Annotated in this window: 21 protein-coding genes; 13 read left to right on the forward strand and 8 right to left on the reverse strand. The window is 39.1% G+C overall.

Annotated elements, in window-relative coordinates; genetic code table 11:
- Window positions 1–291: 291 nt before the first annotated feature.
- From EJ994_RS04695 to EJ994_RS04735, 10 genes are all read left to right on the forward strand, one after another.
- Window positions 292–1,335, forward strand: coding sequence for a nucleoid-associated protein (locus EJ994_RS04695; RefSeq protein ID WP_164721423.1), 1,044 nt, complete (start codon window positions 292–294; stop codon window positions 1,333–1,335).
- Window positions 1,335–2,303, forward strand: a complete 969-nt coding sequence (locus EJ994_RS04700) for a GTP pyrophosphokinase family protein (RefSeq protein WP_164721424.1) — start codon at window positions 1,335–1,337, stop codon at window positions 2,301–2,303. The genes EJ994_RS04695 and EJ994_RS04700 overlap by 1 nt, the downstream gene beginning before the upstream one ends.
- 170 nt (window positions 2,304–2,473) lie before the next feature.
- Complete coding sequence (locus EJ994_RS04705) at window positions 2,474–2,938, forward strand: aspartate-ammonia lyase (protein WP_241240854.1); 465 nt, start codon at window positions 2,474–2,476, stop codon at window positions 2,936–2,938.
- Window positions 2,939–3,118: 180 nt separating this feature from the next.
- The gene (locus EJ994_RS17400; protein WP_164721425.1) at window positions 3,119–3,286 is read left to right on the forward strand and encodes a hypothetical protein; all 168 of its coding nucleotides are present in this window, start codon (window positions 3,119–3,121) and stop codon (window positions 3,284–3,286) included.
- A gap of 180 nt (window positions 3,287–3,466) precedes the next feature.
- Window positions 3,467–3,967 (forward strand): hypothetical protein, encoded by a 501-nt coding sequence (locus tag EJ994_RS04710; RefSeq protein WP_126591435.1) that lies wholly within the window; start codon window positions 3,467–3,469, stop codon window positions 3,965–3,967.
- A gap of 187 nt (window positions 3,968–4,154) precedes the next feature.
- Window positions 4,155–4,751 carry a YkgJ family cysteine cluster protein gene (locus EJ994_RS04715; protein WP_126591436.1) on the forward strand — a complete coding sequence of 199 codons (597 nt, stop codon included), beginning with the start codon at window positions 4,155–4,157 and terminating at the stop codon, window positions 4,749–4,751.
- A gap of 432 nt (window positions 4,752–5,183) precedes the next feature.
- The gene (locus tag EJ994_RS04720) at window positions 5,184–8,675 is read left to right on the forward strand and encodes a T9SS type B sorting domain-containing protein (RefSeq protein ID WP_126591437.1); all 3,492 of its coding nucleotides are present in this window, start codon (window positions 5,184–5,186) and stop codon (window positions 8,673–8,675) included.
- Between the two features lie 490 nt (window positions 8,676–9,165).
- Complete coding sequence (locus EJ994_RS04725) at window positions 9,166–9,480, forward strand: hypothetical protein (RefSeq protein WP_126591438.1); 315 nt, start codon at window positions 9,166–9,168, stop codon at window positions 9,478–9,480.
- The gene (locus EJ994_RS04730) at window positions 9,480–9,866 is read left to right on the forward strand and encodes a hypothetical protein (protein WP_126591439.1); all 387 of its coding nucleotides are present in this window, start codon (window positions 9,480–9,482) and stop codon (window positions 9,864–9,866) included. Before EJ994_RS04725 ends, EJ994_RS04730 begins: the two co-directional genes overlap by 1 nt.
- Before the next feature lie 10 nt (window positions 9,867–9,876).
- A complete protein-coding gene (locus EJ994_RS04735; RefSeq protein ID WP_126591440.1) occupies window positions 9,877–10,485 on the forward strand; it encodes a nuclear transport factor 2 family protein in 609 nt (202 codons plus the stop codon).
- Window positions 10,486–10,488: 3 nt separating this feature from the next.
- On the opposite strand, the gene EJ994_RS17405 is transcribed toward EJ994_RS04735, so the two are convergent.
- Both EJ994_RS17405 and EJ994_RS04740 read right to left on the reverse strand, forming a co-directional pair.
- Complete coding sequence (locus tag EJ994_RS17405; protein ID WP_164721426.1) at window positions 10,489–10,629, reverse strand: hypothetical protein; 141 nt, start codon at window positions 10,627–10,629, stop codon at window positions 10,489–10,491.
- A gap of 72 nt (window positions 10,630–10,701) precedes the next feature.
- Window positions 10,702–11,319 (reverse strand): LysE family translocator, encoded by a 618-nt coding sequence (locus EJ994_RS04740; protein ID WP_126591441.1) that lies wholly within the window; start codon window positions 11,317–11,319, stop codon window positions 10,702–10,704.
- Between the two features lie 191 nt (window positions 11,320–11,510).
- On the opposite strand from EJ994_RS04740, the gene EJ994_RS04745 reads away from it, so the two are divergent.
- Together EJ994_RS04745 and EJ994_RS04750 are read left to right on the forward strand one after the other, a co-directional pair.
- The gene (locus EJ994_RS04745) at window positions 11,511–12,035 is read left to right on the forward strand and encodes an ASCH domain-containing protein (protein ID WP_126591442.1); all 525 of its coding nucleotides are present in this window, start codon (window positions 11,511–11,513) and stop codon (window positions 12,033–12,035) included.
- An 87-nt stretch (window positions 12,036–12,122) separates the two neighbouring features.
- Window positions 12,123–13,421 (forward strand): M24 family metallopeptidase, encoded by a 1,299-nt coding sequence (locus EJ994_RS04750; RefSeq protein WP_126591443.1) that lies wholly within the window; start codon window positions 12,123–12,125, stop codon window positions 13,419–13,421.
- A 580-nt stretch (window positions 13,422–14,001) separates the two neighbouring features.
- Here EJ994_RS04750 and EJ994_RS04755 read toward each other — a convergent pair.
- From EJ994_RS04755 to EJ994_RS04770, 4 genes are all read right to left on the reverse strand, one after another.
- Window positions 14,002–15,261, reverse strand: a complete 1,260-nt coding sequence (locus tag EJ994_RS04755; RefSeq protein ID WP_241240855.1) for a glycosyltransferase — start codon at window positions 15,259–15,261, stop codon at window positions 14,002–14,004.
- Between the two features lie 64 nt (window positions 15,262–15,325).
- A complete protein-coding gene (locus EJ994_RS04760; protein WP_126591444.1) occupies window positions 15,326–16,837 on the reverse strand; it encodes a DEAD/DEAH box helicase in 1,512 nt (503 codons plus the stop codon).
- A gap of 109 nt (window positions 16,838–16,946) precedes the next feature.
- Window positions 16,947–17,876: a 2-hydroxyacid dehydrogenase gene (locus tag EJ994_RS04765; RefSeq protein ID WP_126591445.1), complete on the reverse strand. Its 930-nt coding sequence runs from the start codon at window positions 17,874–17,876 to the stop codon at window positions 16,947–16,949.
- Window positions 17,877–18,386 carry a DUF6155 family protein gene (locus EJ994_RS04770; RefSeq protein ID WP_126591446.1) on the reverse strand — a complete coding sequence of 170 codons (510 nt, stop codon included), beginning with the start codon at window positions 18,384–18,386 and terminating at the stop codon, window positions 17,877–17,879.
- A gap of 172 nt (window positions 18,387–18,558) precedes the next feature.
- Here EJ994_RS04770 and EJ994_RS04775 point away from each other — a divergent pair, with 172 nt between their 5' ends.
- The gene (locus EJ994_RS04775) at window positions 18,559–19,422 is read left to right on the forward strand and encodes an RNA polymerase sigma factor RpoD/SigA (RefSeq protein ID WP_126591447.1); all 864 of its coding nucleotides are present in this window, start codon (window positions 18,559–18,561) and stop codon (window positions 19,420–19,422) included.
- Window positions 19,423–19,946: 524 nt separating this feature from the next.
- On the opposite strand, the gene EJ994_RS04780 is transcribed toward EJ994_RS04775, so the two are convergent.
- Window positions 19,947–21,173 (reverse strand): YaiO family outer membrane beta-barrel protein, encoded by a 1,227-nt coding sequence (locus EJ994_RS04780; protein ID WP_126591448.1) that lies wholly within the window; start codon window positions 21,171–21,173, stop codon window positions 19,947–19,949.
- Window positions 21,173–23,545: an LTA synthase family protein gene (locus EJ994_RS04785; protein ID WP_126591449.1), complete on the reverse strand. Its 2,373-nt coding sequence runs from the start codon at window positions 23,543–23,545 to the stop codon at window positions 21,173–21,175. Before EJ994_RS04785 ends, EJ994_RS04780 begins: the two co-directional genes overlap by 1 nt.
- Window position 23,546: the final 1 nt, after the last annotated feature.

A 23,546-nucleotide genomic window follows, 5' to 3' on the forward strand; every position in this document is an offset into this window, starting at 1 on the left:
CAACTTCCAATAACCAATAGCAAATAGCTAACAGCCAAAAGCTTTACAGAAAACCGTAAGGACAATTCAAATTTTTGCCTCAATTTTAATTAGTAGAAATAATATCACAAAATTAGGACGTTACTGATGCTTTTATGTCAGGCTTTCGTAGGTATTTGTACGATTTTATTTCTTTTGTTTATTTATATTGCAGTTGACCCTTTAGATTTACTAAAAAAATCTGTGACAATATTCATAGACAACTATTTCCGATATCACCAAAATATATTTGAAAAATCGAGCCAACTAAATATGATAAAATACTACGATTTAACTACTTTAGATATACAACAGGCTATAGTTCATGACATACCAAAACATAAGAAAAAAGACTTTAGTATTACTCCTACTTTTAGTGCGAAAGAAAGTGAACTATCCACTAGTTTAAAAGACTTTTTTAAAGAAAGTATCATTAAAGCATTAGGAAGAGACAGAGCTTTTAAAATAATTTATAATGCTAAAAGCAACTCACCTATTCATAAATGTGTAAATAGCATACTTACGACTGAAGATAGATTTGTTTTTCAGTCGAAAGATATTGGGCAACACCTTTTCAACATACAAAAAGGTAACAACGCATCGGGTATTTTATTCATACTTAAATGTGATTTATCTGAACATAAAGTATGTGTAATTATGAAACTAGAAAGAGATGATGGCGCAAGGCTTACTATGAATGAAGTAACTAAGTCTTTTGACATATCAGAAGTCAAAGACTTAATGTTAACATCAAAAACAAAGGTGTTCAAGATAGCTATGTTGGTTAATCGCGATAATTATGGGATTGACTTTGACGGTGACATCATGGACTTTCAAATTAATATAAAAGAACGAAAAGAGCTATCTTCTTTTTTTATAGATGACTTTTTAGGCTGTTTACCATATAGAGATCCTAAAGTGACAACACAAAACTTTTACAACCTTACTTCAGTTTTCATTAAAACATCTATACCAGACAAGATAAAACAAGCGAAATATTTACAAGATTTGAACTCGTATCTTCAAAGAAATATCAATATTTTAAATCCAAAAGAATTCTCGGATGAGTATCTAATAACCTCGTTTGAACAAGATGAATACAAAGCATTTCTTAAAACAAAGGATTTTGATTTCAAATCCTTTGCAAAAGATTTATCATTAATTAAGTCGAAAGTAGAAAAATTCATGGTTTCTTTTAAAAATGGTATTTCAATTTTAGGAAGTAAAGGTACTTTTGAAAATAACGTTAAACTTGAAGAGTTGAAAAACGGAGACCATCAAGCAACTGTGATTTCACAAATTAATAAGGTTAAATAGTGGATTTTTATAACAGCATAGAGGAGAAATGGGCCATTGATAGTCCTATCTATGAGGAGATAGGTTTTAAAGTCTCTTTGTTTTTGAAAAACGCTATTTTAAGACATGAAATTTACCCTGAAGTATCTTACCGCCTGAAAGAACTCCTTAGTATTGTAAAGAAGATTGAGCGCAAATCAAAAGAAAAAAAATATTCTTTTGATGATTTAAAAGATAAACTAGGAATTAGAATAATATGCTCTTTTAGTTCTCAACTAGAAGAAGTTGACAAAATAATTCATAATAATTTCAATGTAGAAAAAGTAGAGTATAAAAGAGAAGAGCTGGATTTTAATAGACTTGATTATACAAGTAACCACTATGATTTGACCGTAAAGACAGATAAAATACATTTTGATAATCCGGACAGTTATATGGGCAAAGTATTTGAATTACAAGTAAGGTCTATTAATCAACATGCTTGGTCAAGTTCATCACATATTTTGACTTACAAAAAGGAAGCTGCTATACCTAAGGTGTTGCAACGTAGAGTATATAGACTATTATCTCTTTATGAGATTGCTGATGATGAATTTTCGAATATTAATAAAGAATTACAAGAAAAAGAAAATAGTATCGCTTACCAATTTATTAGAAAATTGGAAGGAAAGGTCTTTAAATATGCAAAAGTCGATTTTGACAGACAAACTTCTTTAATGAGGTTAGCATTATTACTTTTTCCTTTTCCCAAAGAGAAACAAAAAGAGCTTATCGATAACGTATATACTTTTGTATTAGCAAACGATGAAAAACTAGAAAGAGTTTTTGATAGTTACTCATCTAAATTCCACAAATTTCCATTTTTGACTCAGCCCGAAATATTTTTAACACTCTATATGTTAGAGAAATATGAGTCCACCCTAGAAGAAGTTTTTGCTAATGATTTAGATAATGATGAGCTAGAAAAAATTAAGGGAATTTGGGTTTGAGAAAGACCCCGCCACTAGCATTCATCGGTAACCGTTACAAAAATAGTAAGCGAAAAAAGTAATAGAACACTAATCATTTGAATTATACTAATCATTTTGGCAATACCTAAAACCGGAAATTGATATTAGGGACTTATAATCAGAATTAAGACATGAAAACGACAAATAGTATGATAGGTACAGCTGGTGAATATTTTGTCTGCTCGGAATTAAGTAAGAAGAATATACTACCTCTGATTACTCCAAAGAATAATCCTTTATTCGATATAATTGCAACAAATACTGATGGTTCAAAATATGTAGCCATTCAAGTAAAAACAATGGGTTTAGACAATAAACAAGGATGGAAATTGAACAAACAAATTACTAGGAAAAAGAATAACCAAAATTTATTTTTAGTTCTGGTCGATCTCAAAGAGGATCGGATAAATGATTTTTATGTTTTCAAATATGACAATTTTGTAGAAAAGGTTATAGCAGTATACAGTGCTTATATATCTACGCCAAATTCTAGAACAGGAAAGATAAAGAAAGAAGTAGGGTTTAGATGGTTCGACTACAAAAATTTTAGCGATGAGGATTTAGCCAAAAAGAATGACTGGACGCTAATTACTAACTTTTTTTCTCAAAAATGATTAAACCGACCCCGCTACCGCTAGTTTCCTCCAAAAAGGGCGGACAAGTGCAACTAGTGGTGGCAAAGGTAAGCTAGAAATAGCTTAAACAACTGTAAAGCAAACATCATGCGCTTGCCTTTCTAATAATTTAAGAATACTATAAAATCATAATTGAGCAATTAAAAATCAAACTTAAAAATGAAGAAACTATTGGACAAAGAAACGATATTAAAAGCTTTGGCGATATCCTTGGGGGTTGTCAGCTACGATTACTTTTCAAAAGGATATTTTGATTGGATTAAACTGATTTTTATACTGGTATTTTCTTTTATCGTATTATCGGTTTACAATCATTTAAAAAAGTAAAAGTTCGTTGCTTTATTCCCCTCGTTCGCGCTAGTTTCTTCCAAAAAGGGCGGACAAGTACAACTAGTGACCAGAACAGTAAGTCAGCAATAAACTAAAGTGTTTTTTCCTTCTAGTTATGGAAGATTAAAAACTGTAACATAGCAGGTAATTCCTTGTCTTTAGATAAATTTTAGTCCTATGAACCTGATGAAATGTTTGCTAACCACAATGCTATTGGTACTATCTTTAAGCTGTTATGGCCAAGTAAAAATCACTTCAGAGGATTTGAACTTGGCTATTGGAGATTGGGAAGGTAGTATTACCTATCTCGATTATCAAAGCAATAAACCTTTTACAATGCCGGCCAATCTTCTCGTTGAAAAAGGCAGTAACGAAAACACGCTTGTACTATACAATAGCTACCCAAAAGAACCCAAAGCGAATAATTCCGACAAAATTAAGATTGGCAAAAATGGACTACTATTAAATAAGCATGAGATAAGCTCACGAGAAGAGTTTGAAAATGGTAGTATTCAAATTAAAACAGAACATGATGCTAAAGATGATGGTAAAAAGGCACGTATACGATACAGTTATCGCATTGGCCAAGATGTGTTTGTAATTAGAAAAGAGGTCCAATTTGAAGAATCGGCCGATTGGATAAAAAGAAGTGAGTTCAGATATACTCGAAAGAAGTAGATACGCCGTTAGCGCGAGTATCTCGCTCGTATCGTCACCGGTAGCTAAATAAAAAAAGGTGCCAATGCTCCACTGTAGCAGGGAGCCTACAGCAATTTCTTTATGACTTAAAAACGACAAAAAGGGTGTAATGGAGTCAATTGCAGCAAAAAGCCATTTTATTTAGGCTACCTTCACCAAAAAAATAATGTCCATAGCGCAAAGAGTGCAATTGGTAGAAAGTCTTTTTTATCAATTAGAGCTCGAAAGCGCTCAGTTTGCAAAAGCATCAGGTTTAGGTTGTGTTTCCGATTGCGGAAAATGTTGCACTTATCCTGACGTTGAGGCCTCTCCTCTAGAATTTTTACCTTGGGCCTTTCATTTATTCTTAAATGGCGAGGCCGAAAAGATGTTACAGACCCTTAGTGCTAACCAAACTACTACCTGTGTTATATACCAACCGCTCTCGGTTGTAAATCAAGGGCGTTGTAGTGATTACAAATATCGTGGCTTGATCTGTCGTTTATTCGGGGCGGCCGCCAATACCGATAAATATGGAAAGCTGCGCTTGGCGACCTGTAAAATTATCAAAGAGGGACAATCGGAAAACTACGATACTACTGCAAAAGCCATTGAAAAAGGAATGCAGGTTCCCATTTTTACCGAATACTACATGCAGCTAAATCAAATTGATTATAAGCTGGGCGCTATGCTATTACCCATTAACAAGGCACTTAAAATGGCCTTGGAAGAAGTACTGCACTATTATGCCTACCGAGCATTTCCTACAGGTGATTGCGGATGATGAGCGATGTATAATCGTAAACGTCCCGTTAGCAGACAGTACTATTTGTATTTGAAGCATGAGACGTACGATAACGTAAAGAATAAAAATAGGGTCATGAGCAGAACATGCAAGTTTCACAACTTTATCGCTACATACCTTATAGGTTTTAGCACTGTCAGGATTACAGATATAGCAAGGCCGGTAACGTGTGATCAAACCATGAGACTTGCCAACCATCCGGTGTAAAGAAGTAATAGTTTTTGGGACTTTAGTTTATAGCTATACATCATTTTTGCAGAAGTACTTAGCTTATCATTAGATGCTAAAACGTGGAAGAAAAAACACTTGATTTTTACAATTTACCGATTTTTCCTACGTTTTAAAAGGAACCTTTTGCAGGCACCTAAAAGCGATGTATTTTCCCCAACGAAAACCAAATCTTAATATAGTTTGAGACTACAGTACGTTCTACCCTTATTTTTTCTATTGATAGCCACCCATATAAATGCCCAAAAAGAAGCGGCAATTTGGTATTTTGGTGAAAATGCCGGGCTGGACTTCAACTCTGGAACACCGGTCGCGTTAACGGACGGCCAAATAAATACCCGAGAAGGATGTGCCACCATTTCCGATACCAACGGTAATCTCCTGTTTTATACCGATGGTGTTACCGTTTGGAACAGAAACCACCTCATAATGCCCAATGGCACAGATTTAAAGGGTGATATCTCAAGTACGCAATCCGCTATCATCGTGCCAAAATCTGATGAACCTAATGTTTTCTTCTTGTTCACCGTTGATGAAGCTGGTGGACCCAATGGGTTGCAATATAGTGTAGTCGACATGAATCTTGATGGAGGTATGGGCGATATTACCGCTCAAAAAGAAATTCCATTGATTAGTCCCGTAAGTGAAAAAGTTACTGCTGTTGCCCATGCGAACGGGCAAGGCGTTTGGGTCATTACCCGTTCCTATGGCGGTAATTCTTATTATAGCTTTCTAGTGGATGCTTCTGGCGTTAATACCGTACCCGTTGTGACCAATATTGGACCATCGCTTCCACTAGGTGAATACACAACTTTAGGATACATGAAAACTTCTCCCGACGGAAAGTTTTTGGTCTCCCTAACGGATAATGATGCTCAGGTAGACCTGATGCGCTTTAATGCCGCAACCGGTACCTTGAGTGACCATATCTCATTAAAAGGTTTTTTTGATGCTAATAGAATCGCCGCAGGTAATAGACCCTATGGCGGGGAATTTTCTCCGAACGGTAAAGTGTTGTATATAGCTACAAGATATAATTTATCACAGTTTGATCTTAGCACCTATGATCAAAATACGATCATCGCCTCCGGTCTTGTTTTAAAATCCAGAGAATTCTATTATAAGGGTGCACTGCAAATGGGGATTGATGGAAAGATTTATGAAGCTATACGTTACTATGGATATTTGAACGCCATTAATAATCCAAACGTTTTGGGTGTAGGATGCGATTATCAGGTCGATGCTGTTTCTTTAGGCCCAAGTGGAAAAGGAATTCTAGGCCTCCCCCCCTTTATATCGTCCTTCTTCTATGTAGGTATTGAAGCGGAAAACCTTTGTTTAGGCGATACTACGGAGTTTAAAATCGATGTTTCGGAACCGATAACAGCTATATCATGGGATTTTGGAGATGGCAATACCTCCACCACTGAAAATCCAAGTCACACCTACAGCAGTGCAGGGGACTATACGGTTTCGGTTACTGTCACTACAGCATCCGATAGTACAATGGAAACAAAGGACATTACAATTTCTGAAATCCCCGTGGCTACAATATTAGGAGACATAACAGGTTGTATTATCCAGAACACCTACAATATCGACCTCTACTCCTTCAATTCTTCGGTATTGGACACACAGGACCCCGCTAATTTTTCCGTCAACTATTTTTTATCTCAGACGGACGCGGATACCAACATGAATCCTTTGGAGAACACTCATTCGTTTCCCATGGGTACCACCCCTGTCTATATAAGGGTTTCAAATAAAAACAATATAGATTGCTACACGACTACACAATTCAATATTATTGCAAGACAATCCCCTGTTATAGACACCGTTTCGGATTGGACGGTCTGTGATGATGACACGGATGGAGTATACACTTTTGACCTATCCCAGAAAAACAATGAAATTTTCAACGGGCAGGATGAAACAATATTTGAGCTACTGTACTTCGCCTCCCAAACCGATGCTGACGCCGGTACCAATGCCCTACCGTTTAGTTACACGAATACAACGGCAATGGAAGAAATCTTCTTTAGATTTCAGAACAGCACCTACCCCACCTGTTACAGAACAGGTAGCTTTATGGTAGCGGTGAATGCCGGAGTCCTAGCCAATACACCGAACGATATGGAGGTCTGCGATACCGACAATGATGGCTTTTTCACTTTTCAACTTAGCAATACCGAAACGGAAATCGTTGGCACACAGAACGCGGCCAGCTTAAGCATTAGTTACCATAATTCCTTGGCAGATGCCGAAAGTAATACCGCACCACTGCCCGATTCCTTCACAAATACAACGGCATACGGTCAAACAATTTATGCACGGGTCCAGAACGTATCGGACCCCACCTGCTACGAAACCACTTCGTTCGAGCTTATCGTCAACGATACACCAATAATACAAGAAGTAACGGGTTGGACAGTTTGCGATACGGATAACAACGGTAGTTACAGCTTTATTTTTAATGAAAAGGACCAAGAAATTCTTGGGGGTCAGAATCCATCCGATTTTTCGCTCCGTTATTTTGAAACACAAACGGATGCGGATCTGTCGCAAAACGAGATCACGGGTCCTTATGAGAATACGAGTAATCCGCAGACCGTATTCTACCGTTTGGAAAACGTTTCCAGCACTGTCTGTTATGTAACGGAAAGTTTTGATATTGAAGTATTCGATACGCCATTTGCCCTATCCCCTGCGCCGATTGTACTATGCGATACTAATGACAATGGACTACAGATGATAGACCTTACGCAAAAGAATATTGAAATACTGGGCACTCAAGACGAAGCGGATTTTAACGTAAGGTATTTTACCGATCGGTCGGATGCGGAAAACAATACCAACGCCATTAACGCTACCTCTTATGCGAACACACAAACCCAGGAAACACTTTATGCAAGGGTAGAGCGCATCGGTCTGGAATATTGTAGCGCAATAACCTCTCTTGAACTGATCATTAATCCACTGCCCCGACCGGTGCTGGAAGAACGCTATGTTATATGTCCCGATAGTCCAACATTACTTATTGATGGTGGGGCCTTTGATTCTTGGTCATGGAAAAATTCTGACGGAATTGAAATTTCAGACCTCAGAGAATTCAATGTTGAAGAACTAGGCGAATACGAATTGACCGTAACTCAAAATTTGAACGGTATCACCTGTGAGAATTCCATACGTTTTGAAGTATTATCCTCCGGTGCACCGGAAACGATGACCGTAGAAACCAATGGTTTTTCCGACCAGATAGAAGTACGCGTTTCGGTCACGGGAACAGGACCGTTTGAATATTCGGTAGACGGAGAAATTTTTCAATCGAGCAATACGTTCATTGTTTTCCCTGGAATGTATACCGTTTTTGTTAGGGATATGTTAGAATGCCGTACCCTTAGCCAAGAAATCGTTGCTATGGGCTATCAAAAATTCTTTTCCCCTAATGGTGATGGTGTACACGATAACTGGAATATTATAGGTGCCGGTCTTTTTCCCAATGCACAGCTATACATCTATGATAGATATGGCAAACTTTTAAAGCAATTATCTCCCCAGGGTCTTGGTTGGGACGGCACCTATTCCGGGCAATTGATGCCCTCTTCGGATTACTGGTTCCGCTTCTTATATGACGAGGAGAAAGTTTATAGTGGGCACTTTACGTTAAAGCGTTAAGATTGAAGAATTACATTTTTTGATTTATAAAACTATTATATGGAACCTTCTAATTGATTCATCACAAAAGGTCAACGGCCGATAACCAAGTTTTTTCACTATTTAGAAGCATTTCGTCTCCTGCAGGTAAAAGTAAATTACGTCAGATTTAGATGGCTACGAATTCTGAAAGAAAATGTTTTTCGTTTGAAGCAATTCTCGGGACAATTATTAGCTCCATTATCACGTAAGCCCATATAACTATCCAAGAAATAATGTACCTTGTTTCTATGCTTCCGAAGAGTATGTCCTTAAATTTATAATAAATCAAACCTCATTATGAAAAGAACCTTACCACTTATGTTGCTATTATTTTTGGTAAGGGTAACCATGTGTAAGAAAAATGAGGTGGTTATCGGTTATCCCCTTATGCGCTGATAGTTTTATTTAAGTCACAATCCCTCGTTATCGCGTTAGTGAAAGCGCCATACTGTACTATCTTTGCAGTAAGATGGGCAACGAAACCTATAGAAGATGCAATAACTGCGGGGAAGTATCCTTGAACGAGGATTATTGCCCCAATTGCGGTAACATCGTTAACATTACCCTAAAACGGGAACTGGAGCGCAAAGCAAAGGTTCTAGAACGGCAAAAATCACAGGCGGACCCAAAAAAGAAAAGCGCGGTAACACGCTTTCTGGAAGACGTCAAGGACCATGAGAATCTCATCATCCGGTATGTAGCACGTTTCTTCTATTCCATTTGGTTGGTGGTCATCGCTATCGGGTCGTTTTTGGCCTTATTGTTCGGTTATATCGCTGCATAATGTTAAAGGCTTGTGGCATAACATATGTGAAACGTTTTTATTTTCCAGTATTTGTAATCATAGCGCTCGTAGTGTACACTTTACAACGGTTTTCCGTTGCCTTACCATCCCTCATCAATAACTATTTGAACGATTTGCTCTGTATGCCCATTGTCCTAAAAATAGCGCAGCTTGCAGTGCGTTACCTTAAAAAAGATGGTAGTATACAACTTCCCATAGCACTTGTAGGCATCCTCGCTCTAGGCTACGCTTGCTATTTTGAATGGTTTTTGCCACAGTTTAATTCGCGGTATACCGCAGATGGCATTGATGTATTCCTCTATTTCATGGGTGCTTTGTTTTTTGTTGTGGTAGAACGTTATAACCGTTATTTTAGTAGGGAATAAAAAGAACACTGTGACAAGCACTTTACGTATCATAACTACCCATCTTAAAAAGATATTTTTCGTAAGCATTTTAGTTGTTGGTCTTGGCTGTAAGGATAAACAACAAACAGCTAGTCAACTGGTGAGTGCTTATTACGAGGGTTTTGTTAAGGGCGATTACGAACAGATTAAAAGCACGCTTTCCGATAGTTTGGTCACCACCGAGGGCGATTTTACGATGCCTTTTTCCCGGGAGAGTTATTACGAGAAATTTAAGTGGGATTCGGTTTTTAGGCCCGTGTACCGATTAAAGGATATTCGCATTGAGGACGACGTAGCCATTGCCAAAGTCGCTGTAACTTCCCCTAGATTGGTTTTCTTGAAGAATAGCCCCATGACCTGTGTTTATCGATTTCAGTTTGAACAAGGAAAAATAGCCCAAATCGATAATTTGGAATGTCCGGATGCGAAATGGAAACTATGGGAAAAAGGAGTGAATGAATTGGTACAATGGACTAAAGTGCATCATCCTGAATTGGACGGATTTATCAACGACCTGACCATGAATGGCGCTCAAAAATACATGAAAGCGATTCGCTTGTATGAAAGTCGTCCTAGTTCCAATTCAATCGAACGTTAACTACTAATGCTGCTTTCTAGCCCTTCTATTGCGGCTACTTCTAAAATTTCTACTATCCTTGGTCATGTACGAAAATAAACCCAGTGCCGCGGCAACGAGCGTTACGGTAACCATAAGATAGATTGCTTCGTTTGGTATTTCCATATGGTAATATACGAATATTCAGGGAATTCAACCTTCTTTTTGATTGATTTATAGCCAGTTAGGTAGTATTACCTACAGGAGATAGAAAAGATTCCCCAGTCCTACTACACCAGTTAAGCAACCTATGATAAAGTTCATTTTTGTGGCTGCGGTGGTTAGTCTATCTTCTATTCTACTGGCAACGGTGGCATATACTGCGTAAATGGTAAATGAACCGATGGTAGAGCCGATAGAAAAGTAAAAACTGTTAAAAAGGGAATATTCAAAATAATCCAGCCCTATCAAAAAGGAAATAGTCGTAAAGTAAAAAGGTATGGCAAAAGTATTCAAAAGGGACATCCCTATACCATGTATATATGCTTTGGATTTCTCTATTTCCACTTTCTTTAACTGTCCCTTAGACTTAAAATGCAATCGAAAAAAATTTAGGGATAATAGGATGAGAATACCGGTACCTATCATCTGTATGATGGTAATATATTCCGAGTTCTTCATGAGTACACTGGCAAAATACGCCCCAATGTTCGCCTGAAAGAAAAGTACTGTTGCGAAACCCCCTATAAGGTACAAAGCCGATTTGCGTCCACTTTTAAGACTGAATTTAACTACGGTAAGGTTTAAAAAACTAGGGCTTATGCTACCCGATGCAGCGATAATAAATCCAAAAAATAAACATGTAAAAAATACCATAAGTGATTTCTAATTGCAAAGAAAAAGATTCTGGCGCGCTATTCTTACCGCGTATCCTAGGAATTGTAATGCGAAAGGAATTCGTAACGTTGGGGAGACCTAAAAGAACACCCGCATCCGCTTACTTGTTTGGATAACCAAAGAATAGCGTAATTTGTAAGTCAATAAGGTCATCCTAAACACCAATGATTATGCGATATTTCAGTATACTAATGTTCTTCCTGTTATCCATCTGTTGTAAAAGTGAACCTGCGCTAAAAACCCCAGAGATATTATGGCAAGACTATATCACCGCATATCCCGAGTACGCCACCACTGCCATGCCGGATGCCGATTTTTTTCACAATAACGAGGCGGATGCGAATAGGCTGGGAAAGCTTATCCTAGAAGGAGAAAAGACTGCGGCTTCCTCGCTATATTGGCTTTATCAAGAGTATAAGGTGGATGTTCCCCGCCCAGGCGATATGCAAATCGTGACCGATTTTGAGGGTAATGCCCTGGCGATTATAGCAACCGTACAAGTAGATACTGTCCCGTTTCACAAAGTCTCACCGGAATATGCCGCTACGGATATGGGCACCACTGAGCAACCGCTTGAAAAATGGAAAAAAACGCATTGGGCTTTTTTTGAATCCTTCTTAGCCGAAAGCGGAGAACAACCAACGGAGGATATGCTTATTGTCTGTGAACGCTTTAAAAAGGTATGGCCAGAATAGGCTAAAGTATCAAGCTGTAGTCAGATATATTTTAGATAATATTCAACAAATTATCTCTATTTTTAGAATTCATCAAAATAGCTATTAATGAAAAGATTACCCTTATTTTTCCTCGTACTCCTATGCACCAATCTATTTGGTCAGGAAGCCATGCGCCGTTGGCGTAAAATGAATCAAGTACGGCAAGATAAATTTGATTTGGTCTTACCCTCTGCCATGAGGGAAAACAACATAGACATGTGGATTGTGACCAATAGAGAAGGTAATCTAGACCCCTTGTATGCCGATATGGGCGAAGGCTACGTTACCGCAAATGCGTATTATATCTTTTATGATACAGGTGAAGAACGTATAGAACGTGCAGCGTTGGGTGTAGGGGGCTATTTGCTGAAGGAAGGTGGTGCGTACGACTATTTTGGTGCAGCGGACGAATTGAAGGAGTTCGTTCAGAAACGAAATCCCAAAACCATTGGTCTTAATATCTCTAAAAACTTTGGAGGAGCGGACGGACTCACCCACTCAGCTTATCTAGAGCTTTCGGAAATTCTGGGTGAGGATTATGCCAAGCGTTTTGTTTCCGCTGAAAAATTGGTATCTGATTTTCGTTCGCGTCGTGTGGCCAGTGAAATTGCCATATACGGTGAGGCAGGTGAATTCTCCTATACCATTGCCGAAAGGGCTTTTTCTAACGAGGTAATTACGCCCGGGGTCACTACCTTGGAAGACGTGGCCTGGTTCATGAAAGAGGAGCAGTATAAAAATAATCTGGGTTCTTCCTTTGGAATGCCTTCTGTTTATATAACGGGTCCAGATGGTGTTGTGGCCACCTCTAGCGACCGTATCATACAACGGGGTGATGTGCTAATGTTGGATTGGGGCGTTGGCCTTATGAACATGTTTACCGATATGAAACGTATGGCCTACGTATTAAAAGAGGGCGAAACCGAAGTTCCCGCAGGCATTAAGAATGCTTTTGACCAAGGGGTAAAGGTTCGGGATATTATCAAAAAAACGATACAACCCGGTGTAACGGCGCAAAAGGCAGAAGATGCGGTATATGCGGCCTTGACCAAAGCGGGGTTCAACAAAATGAAAGGTTTTAATAAATATACCGATTTGGATAAGACCGATGTTATTATCGGCTGTCACTCCGTTGGCAACTGGGGACACGGAATTGGTCCGTCTATCGCGTTTTTCAATCCCGTACGTTTGGGGTATGAGCTAAAACCTTCAAATCTGATATCCATTGAACTGTTCGCTTATACCAAAGTTCCGGAATGGGGCGGTAAAAAACTGCGTGTTCCTTTAGAGGATGATGCGGTCATTACCGAACGTGGTATTGAGTGGTTGTACCCTATAAATCCTAAGGTGTTGGTGATTAAGTGATTTGTTTTGAGAAGCTCTTGTGTTCACGAACGTTCTCGATACAACGTCTCTTTCAGAACGTCACTCGAACCGACATTGTAGAAATAGAATAATATTTAAAACCATCAAGTCACTTCGAGCGGCTTTTACGACCTTTTCGGGAGTAAAAGGAGTATCGAGAAGCTCTTGTGTTCACGAGGGCATTGGCCTGAGCGCAGTCGAAGGATTCTCTTCCGAACGTTCTCGATACAACGTCTCTTTCAGGACGCCACTCGAACTGACATTGTAGAAATAGAATAATACTTAAAACCATCAAGTCACTTCGAGTGGCTTTTACGACCTTTTCGGGAGTACAAGGAGTATCGAGAAGCTCTTGTGTTCCCGAGGACGTTGGCCTGAGCGCAGTCGAAGGATTCTCTTCCAAACGTTCTCGATACAACGTCTCTTTCAGGACGCCACTCCTTTAGATTTGTTTAAAATATGGATGAAATGTAATTATTTCCAGAACTATTTTTTGTTCACTTCGACTCCGCTCAGTGACCACTTCAAAAGCAGTTGTACAAATTAGTTTCGGAATGATTTAGCGTATTTATTTCCTAAACTATTTTTTGTTCTTCTCCTCAATCCACTTACTCATGTATTTGGTACTGGCCATAGTTTGATGCTGTAATAGGCTGCCTATAAAATTATGTCTGCGGTGTGCCACTATATTTTGGGCTGTCTCTTGTAATCTATCAGCCAAGGCTTTTTCCAGAAGAATGCGATTATAGTACTGATTTATGATTTTTTTACCTTGTTCTTGGGCTCTTGTCCAAGTAACGGAATCACCGTACAATTGGATGGCAGCGTTCGCAAAATCCACCGGTTCGTCCCTAATAAACCCGTTCCAATCCATCGTGCCATACATGCCTTCCGCACCAACAGTGGTAGTAATACTCGGCGTACCAAATTGCATGGCATGGAGTAATTTTCCCTTAATTCCCGCCCCAAATCGCAAAGGTCCCAGACAAACACGATTGGCTAGCATCACCTCTTTTACCGAGGCAGCCTTTCCATGAACCAAAAACCCTGATGTTGAATCGTGCATTTCATGAATCTGTTGCGGAAGATAAGCACCATAAATATGTAAGCTAACCTTCGGCAAGGCAGCGCTTATTTTAGGCCATATCGCTTGTTTCAGGTATTTGATAGCATCCACATTCGGGGCATGCTTTCCACCTCCTATGAATACAAAATCGGTACGTTCCTTAAATGCTGGTAAGGGATTAGGTATATCCTTCTCATCAACCATAAAAGGAAGATGAAGCAGTAGGCTCGAATCTATTTGAAGTGTTTCCTGAAGAAGTTCCATTTCGAAGCTAGAAATAATCAAGGCGATGTCACAACGATATATACTTGCAATTTCCCGCTTGGTCTTATCTTCCTGCAACCAGGCATCTACCGTAAACGCGACTCCTTTTTTAAAAGCCTGTTCACGTACATGACGCAGGGAATGTAAGTCCTCCGTATCCAAAACCCGTAGAGCGTGGGGACAATGTTCGGCAACCCTCCAACCAAATTGCTCTTCGGTTATAAAACGGTCAAACAGCACCACTTGCGGTTCTAAATCCTTCAAAAAAATATCAAAAGAGTTACTGTTCAAACTGATTGTAGTAGTCCGAACACCCATATCCTTTAACGGTTGCACATACTCATTTTCTTGCATGGCCGCGACAAACGTAATCTTATAGTTTTGCTCTAGGAAAAAACGAAGTAATTGCAGCATCCTCACCCCAGCCGCCGTCGCGTTGGGCTCTGGCCAGTGGCAACCGATAACGAGAAGTGTTCTGGTCAATCCCTTTTCGGTGTTTTTTTGTTGCAATGGTTAACTATTTATTAGGTGCAAACTGGTGTTACAAGAGATGGTTTTTTCTAACTCTTACAAACTACATCCTCGCCGCGAACTTTTTTGAAATTTTGGAACGCAGTTTACGTTCGTAATCTTCCTCTAGCCACTCCTTGTAGTTCTTGGTATTGTTCATGATGCAGTAGGAATATTGGCGTACCCGGTAGGCGATTTCTTCTTTAAGTTGTTTGGCCAGTATACGGGCGTCAAAAACATCTTCTGCGTTCTCCACGCAAATTTGCGCATGCTGCTCAATACTCTTTTCGAGGACCAGTTTGGATTTTTCTCCGTTGGCAAAGCTTTTCTTGTATTCTGCCTTAATATCAAATTCTATGTTCTCTGATTTTGCGAACTGTTCCCTAAGCGCCTGTGGCATTTCATAAACAAATTCCCGCTCTATTTCTTCATCGTTCTTGATGTTCTCTAAGAAGAAATCAGGGAAATGAAAAATTTCTTGCCAATCCACCGGAGCGCTCCACAAACCAAAACGGGCAATATTATTTCCCATATCCACCACCGTAAACTCTTCTTTATTGGGAAGGTAGCGCGACCCACGACCAATCATTTGGAAATAAAGGGTAAGCGAACGGGTTGCCCTGTTCAAGATAATGGTTTCTACCGTTGGCTCATCGAACCCTGTAGTTAAAATGCTAACCGAACTAAGGATGGCATCCGGGGTTTCTGAAAACCACTGCAAAATCTCTTTACGTTCTGCCGCAGTATTTTTATTATCCAAATGACGGACGTTATACCCTGCTTTTTTAAAGGTTTCATATACATACCTGGAAGTATTGATACCATTATTGAATATCAAGGTCTTGGTGCCCAAAGCAATTTCCGTATAGGCCGTTAACAATTTGCCCAACATACTATGGTTACCATAAAGCTCATCTGAAGATTTTACGGTGTAATCCCCGTTAATGCCCAACTTTAAACTCTGTAGACTTACATCGTAGTTGTACATATTGGCCTTGGCCAGGAACTTTCTGCCGATCAATGATTCTATGGACTCCCCCACGATCAACTTTTTATAGTTTTCCTTCATGGGAAGTTTTATGTTACTACTCAAAGGAGTTGCTGTAACCCCGAGAATGACGGCGTTTTCAAAATACTTGAACAGCTTTCGGAAGGAGTTGTAATGCGCCTCATCGATGATAACCAGACCAATATTGTTGATTTCTACCTTTTCTTCCTGCAGCCTATTGTTTAAGGTTTCTACCATCGCTACAAAGCACATGAACTCATCTTGGTCAATGAGTTCCTTCACCTCGCTGTTGATGATTTTATTGTTGACCCCGAAACCATGTAGCATTTTTGATGTCTGTAGACTAAGCTCTATGCGATGCGTAAGCACTACGACCTTTTTCTTTTTTTTCTCTATGTATCGCTTGGCGATTTCGGAAAAGACTACCGTTTTCCCTCCACCCGTGGGTAATTGGTATAACAGGTTGGTATTATCGGGGCTTTCCTCTAAATGCTTAAAAATGGCATTTAAATCCTCTTCCTGATAATCGTACAATGTTTTTTCAGTAGTATCTTTTTCTAGCTTCAAAAGGCTGGCAATCTAAATTTAGTGTTCACTTCAGTTTCATCGGGGAAAACCTTACAAAATTAGAAGATTTTTATCGGTATTGGAAATATAAATTCCGCTTTAGTAAAAATTAGTACCCTTTGTTACGGTCCACTTCGTTTAATAATTCGGTACTGTTCAGTACGTTTTGATAGTTTTCCAATATTTGTGGAACTACGGAATTCGTATCCGATACACTGGCGTAATGTGGTGTCATGTGTACTTTTTTATGATGCCAAAAAGGATGGGAGGTCGCTAATGGCTCTTGATGGTATACATCCAAACAGGCCCCGGAAATATGCCCCTTGTCCAATTGCTCCAGCAAATCCGCATCCACGACATGTCCGCCCCGAGCTACGTTTATAACGTAAGCGTCTTTAGGGAGTTGCTCCAATAGTTGAGTATCAATAAAACCTTTGGTTTCCGGAGTCAAAGGGAGAAGGCACACTAGTATATCCGTAGTATTTAAAAAGGTACCGAGTTCACTTGGGCCCGCAAAGGTTTTGACATCGCCAATAGTCTTCTCGCTTCTGGACCAACCTTGAACCCTAAAGCCTACACGCAGTAGGTCAAGAGCAGTTAGGGCACCCAATTCACCTAAACCTAAAATGCCCACGTTAAGGTCCTTAATACGCTTATAAGCTCTAGGTTTCCAAAGATTGTCCACTTGTTGAAGCTTATAGGTATTGAGGTTTTTTAAATGCGCTAGTATAACGGCCAACACATGCTCGGACATGTCACTAGCCAGATAGGGGTCTACTACACGTGTGATAGGTATATGCTTTGGCGCAGTGCTATCCTCAAAAATATAATCTACCCCAGCTCCTGCGGAAGCAATGCACTTTAGATTTGGATAACCGGTCAGACTCCCTTCTGGATGTTTCCAGATTAAGGCCATTACAATATCCTCCTTAGGATGTTCCTCCAAATAACTATAGACCTTAAGTTCTGGATTGGCACGTAAAAGCGCACTTTTCCAGAGTTCAATTTTTCCGTCCTGTCTAATGATCACTATTGCCATCTAATCTACTATATCTAAGGCTTTGGAGAAACCTTCCTCGTAAAGCCAGTTCTTATCTTGGGTTATGGTATATATTTTTACGATTCGCTCTTTAAAATTTGGAATCAAGCCCTGTAATGTGGTGTATTGAATTAGTTCTGTGAACGAGTTGAGCATGCTTTTGTAAAAAGCATCGGGAACATTACGTTCTTCCTCAAAAGTTTGAGCAATTTCCAGATTAAAACACATAACATCAGCAATGAGATGCGGTTCCATCCCTAGTTTAAGAAAATGCTTAATGTATTTTTGCGCCACGGAGCGCCTGGCTTTGGGCCTTCTACGTTTAAGTGGAAAATACTCATTGGAAATTTTTGCCTTAGCTTCCTGCACCAGTTTTTCTTCTTTAGGATTAAAAACAAAATCGTAATACGTCTTTACCTCGGGAAACCTGTTGTACAAATCTAGGAGCTGTTCTTCTAAAGCTGATTTAGATAACTGGGATAAGTACGTTTTTAAAGCTCGCTTACTCATACTGCAAAGGGTTGTTTCAAAAATACACCATGTACAATCAAAATCCCTAAATGCCCACTATTTTTATGCTACGCTCATAAATAATGTAAAAGAAAGTAGTGAAGTCTTTGGAAAAGAGGGAATAAAAATGTATTATGTAATCTTGTAGAACTCCTAAAACAAACTTTCATATATGAGGCAACTAAAGATTATCAAGCAGGTAACCAATCGCGAATCAAAATCATTGGACAAGTACTTGCAAGATATCAGTAAGATAGATTTGATTACCGCAAATGAAGAAGTAGAATTAGCCCAGAGGATACGTGAGGGCGACCAGATTGCCTTGGAAAAGTTGACCACTGCCAATTTAAGGTTTGTTGTATCCGTAGCAAAACAATATCAGAATCAAGGATTAAAATTACCGGATTTAATTAACGAAGGAAATTTAGGTTTGGTCAAGGCAGCCAAACGTTTTGATGAAACACGTGGATTTAAGTTCATTTCTTACGCCGTATGGTGGATCAGACAATCCATTTTGCAGGCTTTGGCCGAGCAGTCAAGGGTAGTTCGTTTACCATTGAACAAAATTGGCTCAATAAACAAGATCAAGAAGACTTTTTCTTACTTGGAACAAACTCATGAGCGACCCCCTTCTGCGGAAGAAATTGCCAAAGAATTGGAGATGACCGTGACGGAAGTAAAGCAGTCGCTTAAAAACTCGGGAAGACACGTATCTATGGATGCACCTCTTCGTGAGGGCGAAGATTCGAACTTATACGATGTGTTACGTTCTGGAGAGTCACCAAGACCGGACAATCATTTATTGCAACAATCCCTGAATACAGAGATCAATAGAGCTTTAGAAACCTTGTCACCCAGAGAAGCGGATGTAGTAAAACTCTATTATGGCATTGGAGATCAACAATCCATGACCTTAGCGGAGATTGGACAAACGTTTGACTTAACCAGAGAGCGAGTTCGTCAAATTCGTGAAAAGGCCATTCGGAAACTGCGTCACAATTCTAGGAGTAAATTATTAAAGACCTATTTAGGATAGTATTGTAATACTTATTTATACAAACAAAAAAACGCCCGTAGCTTATACGGGCGTTTTTTTATTATTCACTAAGGGATTAGGAATACGTAAGCTTACTGATATTGATATCAACAAGTATGCTGTTTAAATCTTGAATAAAATTCTGATAGGACGTGTTGTCCTGATTTTGATGTGCCATGTTCGTAGGTTTTTTGGGATTCGTTCAATAGGTCTAGACTACATATAGTCCAATTCCGTTAATTCGTTAAGACTTAAGATTTCGTTTAGGTCTTGAAGAAACACTAAGTATTCTTCACCGTAGGTATCGTAAAGCATTTATTAGGGATTAATTAATATTTTGATTTGGGTACTCATAAATTACATTGTAAATATATCTAGAAGCTTCACTTTCCACAACAAAATGTGGTGTACTCATTTATTTTTGTTGTAAACTAAGCCAAATACTAGGTGAATGTTAAAAATCCTTTAAAACAAGAACTAAAATGTCCAATAATGGGATGTTATTAGTCGGATTTATTGGTATTTCATCGAAACTTTACTTGGTAGGAGATACCTGCCGTAACGGAAAGAAAAAGTTCTCCAGAGCTAAATGCCAGTTCTTGACGGTTTACGCCAAGGTTAGCTTTATAGAGGTTGGTGCCCTTTGTATTGGTAAATTGATATTCCAAACGTAATCGTTGCGCTTCTAGATATAAGAGCGTTTCTGCCAGCAGTTCACCATCCACAACAAATTGATTTAATTCCGTATCAAAGCCATAGACCAGATTTAGTCCCAGGAAATTATTTCCGTCTTTCAGGTAGCGTCTCACCAATACATTTCCAGAAACTCCAATACCTTTTCTACTATCCGGAACCACGTATGGTCTAAAGACCGCATAATAATTACCACGATATATACCAAACGTGCCCGTAAGTATGGTGGCATCATCATTTTCAAAGGAAAGATGTCTAAAGCCTACGGAAACCTCCATGGCCTTTGGCAATTCTTTGAGTACCTCCCCTCCTATGCGATGTCTGGGAAATATAGCAGAAGTGGAAAATCCATAATTCAAATAGCCACTTAAAGTCTTGGAGAAGGTAGGATAAGCATCTACCTCTGCTTGTATCCCGTTAATATTAAATCGACGGTTAAACGTAAGCCGTGGAATTAAAACGCCCCAGTTAGCTTCTTTTTTGTATTCCAAGCTACCGTAATACATGGCATCCAGTTCGGCATCAAATACTTCGCTTTGGGTAGACAAGGTTATGGATTGCTTATTGGTATCTTCATTTTTTGTAGCCTTAAGTACATTTTGAAGCAGTTGTTGCTCTTCAATTTGTTGAATAATATCTGTCTTAAGTTTTAAAATATCGGCATCATCGGTTAAGAACAGTAAGGCCTTGTTGGTCATACCTAAGGCAATATTCAGGTTTTTGGCATATTGCTCGTTCTTAATGGCACCAATCCACACCTCCTTATTTTTTCGTTCTTCACTTGTAATACGATTGAATTGAAGACGTGCCTTATCATATTCATTATCCCAACTATAGGTTTTGGCCAAAAGGCAGCGCACATCCGTATAATCGGGATATTTGCTAAGTATTTGTTTTAAGGTGTCCCGCGCAGTACCTCTATCACCTGCAAAAGCTAAGTCCCTTGCCACAAAGTAAGAAGCATCAGGGTCGCCATTGTACGCTATATCTTGTGCACTTGTGAAGTGTACCCAACATAAAATGGTGATTATTGTAATAAGATATTTTACTAAGTTCATTATTTCTTTGGAGCTAGCGCAGTACTTTGATTTATTCCTTTAGTTTCATTTTCAAGCTTGGCCGCCTGAACACGTTGTATAGATCTTTTAATTTTTTCTGCTAGCAATATGCTGTTTATATGATTTTCGCGCGCCAATTCCTTGATTTTATAAACTTCAGAATTATTATCAGACCAATAAAGTGCATCCATCAGGGCAAGGTATCCATCCTCGTATTCGGGGTATTTCTCCACCACTTTGCTTAGTGTTTTGATGGCATTATCATACTCTTGCTTCCAAGAGTAAACGCGTCCCATGAGTATTTCCGTATCCGCATGGCGTGGAATTTTTGATAAAATATAATCGCAGAGTAATAATGACCTGTCGTAATCCTTACTAATGGCCAATTTCCTCGCCGTTCTATAGGCATTGTCAAAATCCTTTCCATTGAATACACTTTGAATCCAAATCATGTCCACTTTACTGAATTTAGGCTTCCTGTCATTAACAAGAGCTAATTCTTTGGGGATAAGTTTATTGTTCTCGGCGATGTAGTTATTCACGGATTTGAAGTAATCAAAATGGCCCACTACCTTTTTAATTATTTCCTCATCTTTGGCGTCTAAAAGATTCAAGTCTTTATCCAAAGCGTACACATCACCATCGGTTATAAAATGATTATGACTAAGGTAATCGGTAATATTATGCGCATTTCGTAACAAAGGAATTTGTTTCTGGTCAGTCTTGGGCTCTAGCACATCTTTGCCCAACCAAGCATTGGCATTAGGGACTTGAATAGGGTATGTCTCCCTTAGAGCAGAAATTATACTGGGTGCAATATCTGCATGAGAGGCCAAAGTGGCAAACCGTTCTGTAGCATTGAGTAAAGGACTATGGATAATAAGGGGAACCCTGTATTTGTCCAAAGTGGTCAGCTGCGGCAAACCCGCTGTCTGGTGTGTTCCCGTAATAATATATATGGTATTTTGGTATGTTGAAGTCTTAGCTTCCTGTGCTAAAAATTGTTGGATGGCTTCATCCGTATATAGAAAACTAGCGAACAAAGCTTCGTTGTTTTCGATAACCCTATGGGACCTGTGCGAGAATTCGTAGTTGGCGAGTAGCTCTTCTACTTTTTCTATATACCTATCACGTTGTGGTATTTGATAGGGTTCCTTAGAACTCAAGGTCAGAAAAACGTCAAGTTTGGGCTCGGTTGCGGTAGTTTTAAGCTGTTCATATTTCTGGAACAACACCTTATCCGGATAGCCAAGTGTGATACCCGCCGCATCTTCTTCCTGTAAATCGTATTGCGAACCGAAGGCCTTTTTATCCAAAATGGAACTGACGTTCTCCTCATCCAAAAACTTATCATAGTAATGTAAGGCACTATTACCTCCATAATTAAAGGAAGTTTCATAGCCATTACGACCAAGAATGCTATACATTGTATTTCTATTGGTAAATTTTGAAATATGGGTAAAACCCTGATTACCGAAAGGTAAGGAACCAATAATGGTGGGTAAGGCAGCGTGACTCTCGCCAGTGTTACTTAAGAAATTGGTCCAGACCAGCGATTTTTTCTGCAGTTCCTGTAAGAAAGGCATAAACGCCTTGAAGTCTTGATCTTCATTCGTCAAGCTTGCACCCAAACCTTCTACGATAAGAATTTTTATGGTTGGCTTTTCGGCCTTGAAATTAAAATAGGCACCCAATTCGGTTTTATAGTCGTCCTGCTTAAGTAAAGGGTATTCCTTCTCCCCTTCGTAGGTATTAAAATTCAGTGCCTGTTGCCAGACATGCTCGAGTAAGTACTGGGTTTTGTTTTCATTAATCGGTTTTCTGTCCGAATATAAGGTCGCCAAAAACATACTGAACAAGATTATCGTAAAAGGATACATTCTGCTAATTACCGTATAGAACGAAGCGATGTACTTATGTATGAAATGACAAGCTGTAATGGTCACAGCAATGGCACCAATAGCACGAATCCACGAAAAACGAGAAGCACTTGCCTCATTAATGGCCATAAAATTAGCACCTAAGGCCTCGTAGTTACTAATATAATACGTAACCAATATCGCCTCTACTATGAGTAACATCGTTAGTATGAGCTTTATGAATCGAAATCCCAGATCGGGTTTTTGATTCTCTGTAAGATTAAAAACAAAGGCTAAAAGGAGCGCAGCTACGGCAGTAAAACCCAAGTGGTGTAATAAATGGATGAACAGGCTCTTATTCACAATACTATCCAGTACACCTGAGAAATACAACATGGTATTCTGGTAAATGGACAGAAGTGCCAAGCCCACAAAGAAGGTAATCACTAAAGGAATATAGTCCTTTAATGTTCTTTGCGCTTTTACCGGTATGTCCGTATCTAACTGATGCATT

This window comes from Maribacter sp. MJ134, assembly GCF_003970695.1.
In the GTDB taxonomy this organism is placed as follows: domain Bacteria; phylum Bacteroidota; class Bacteroidia; order Flavobacteriales; family Flavobacteriaceae; genus Maribacter.

Coding starts and splice junctions, on each gene's coding strand:
- EJ994_RS04725 (WP_126591438.1), top strand. CDS start 9,166: ATGGGCAACGAAACCTATAGAAGATGCAATAACTGCGGGGAAGTATCC.
- EJ994_RS04695 (WP_164721423.1), top strand. CDS start 292: ATGATAAAATACTACGATTTAACTACTTTAGATATACAACAGGCTATA.
- EJ994_RS04785 (WP_126591449.1), bottom strand. CDS start 23,545: ATGCATCAGTTAGATACGGACATACCGGTAAAAGCGCAAAGAACATTA.
- EJ994_RS04750 (WP_126591443.1), top strand. CDS start 12,123: ATGAAAAGATTACCCTTATTTTTCCTCGTACTCCTATGCACCAATCTA.
- EJ994_RS04740 (WP_126591441.1), bottom strand. CDS start 11,319: ATGGTATTTTTTACATGTTTATTTTTTGGATTTATTATCGCTGCATCG.
- EJ994_RS17405 (WP_164721426.1), bottom strand. CDS start 10,629: ATGGAAATACCAAACGAAGCAATCTATCTTATGGTTACCGTAACGCTC.
- EJ994_RS04770 (WP_126591446.1), bottom strand. CDS start 18,386: ATGAGTAAGCGAGCTTTAAAAACGTACTTATCCCAGTTATCTAAATCA.
- EJ994_RS04705 (WP_241240854.1), top strand. CDS start 2,474: ATGATAGGTACAGCTGGTGAATATTTTGTCTGCTCGGAATTAAGTAAG.
- EJ994_RS04775 (WP_126591447.1), top strand. CDS start 18,559: ATGAGGCAACTAAAGATTATCAAGCAGGTAACCAATCGCGAATCAAAA.
- EJ994_RS04730 (WP_126591439.1), top strand. CDS start 9,480: ATGTTAAAGGCTTGTGGCATAACATATGTGAAACGTTTTTATTTTCCA.
- EJ994_RS17400 (WP_164721425.1), top strand. CDS start 3,119: ATGAAGAAACTATTGGACAAAGAAACGATATTAAAAGCTTTGGCGATA.
- EJ994_RS04780 (WP_126591448.1), bottom strand. CDS start 21,173: ATGAACTTAGTAAAATATCTTATTACAATAATCACCATTTTATGTTGG.
- EJ994_RS04715 (WP_126591436.1), top strand. CDS start 4,155: ATGTCCATAGCGCAAAGAGTGCAATTGGTAGAAAGTCTTTTTTATCAA.
- EJ994_RS04745 (WP_126591442.1), top strand. CDS start 11,511: ATGCGATATTTCAGTATACTAATGTTCTTCCTGTTATCCATCTGTTGT.
- EJ994_RS04710 (WP_126591435.1), top strand. CDS start 3,467: ATGAACCTGATGAAATGTTTGCTAACCACAATGCTATTGGTACTATCT.
- EJ994_RS04765 (WP_126591445.1), bottom strand. CDS start 17,876: ATGGCAATAGTGATCATTAGACAGGACGGAAAAATTGAACTCTGGAAA.